The organism is Clostridioides sp. GD02377 (assembly GCF_045899875.1).
Taxonomy (GTDB): Bacteria; Bacillota; Clostridia; order Peptostreptococcales; family Peptostreptococcaceae; genus Clostridioides; species Clostridioides difficile_A.
Window position 1 is genome coordinate 1 of sequence record NZ_JBJODA010000063.1, and the last position, 794, is coordinate 794.

Here is a 794-nt window from a genome sequence, read left to right on the forward strand (position 1 = left end):
GAAGTCATCGTAAAGTACATACATTTCTTTTTTCTCTCTTAAAGTATCATCTAGTGCAGTTAAAACCATATCAAATAAAGTTTTATTTTCTTCTATTCTAGATATTTTATATTTTGTATCTTCTATGACATTGTATTTTAAATTAAAATCTTTAGCTAACATTTTTACAAGTTCGCTTGCAGTTTTATTACTATATACATAAGTATCTTTATTTTTAAAGTATCTCAACTGGTCATATGCAACAATTTTAATATGATTTTCCTTATCTCTCTTTTTTTGAAATATATATCCATAAAATATGCCAATGCCCTTGTAATATAACCTTACGGAGTTGCCTTCGCAAAACTGTAGTATATCATCCATAACTATTGTAAATTCTAACTTGCTTGGTGTCCCTCGTCTTTCAATCTCCCATGTAATTCCATCTAAAATGGCAGGTTCATAGAAATCATCCAAATGAGCTATTACTAGTCTTATATCTCTATCATTCGCCAAAACTAAATCATCAGCCAAGTTTTAACACCTGCCCTTTATAGATGGTGTATTTTGATAAATTTTTGCCCTTGTTAGCCTTATCCATCATAGCTTTATTTAACTCATATACTTTTTTATATAAAGAACCATTACCAAGTTGTTTTTGACAGATTGACCAAAGGCTATCACCCGCTTTGACTGTATAAGTCTTACCACTTGGAGCATTAACAGAATCGACCCTCTTAGGCTCTATCTTTACATTTGGTCTGCCAGTCTCATTAGTAGTTTTAGGTGGAGCAAGAACTAACTTTTTAGTTGAG

General features: G+C 31.1%; 1 protein-coding gene and 1 pseudogene. Both read right to left on the reverse strand.

Annotated elements, in window-relative coordinates; all coding sequences use genetic code 11:
* Positions 1-513 (reverse strand): annotated as a pseudogene (locus Q3304_RS20720) (cell wall hydrolase); the annotation flags it as partial.
* Positions 506-794: LysM peptidoglycan-binding domain-containing protein (locus Q3304_RS20725; protein ID WP_407815485.1), on the reverse strand; the 289-nt coding region annotated here is incomplete at its 5' end. The pseudogene Q3304_RS20720 and the gene Q3304_RS20725, both read right to left, overlap by 8 nt.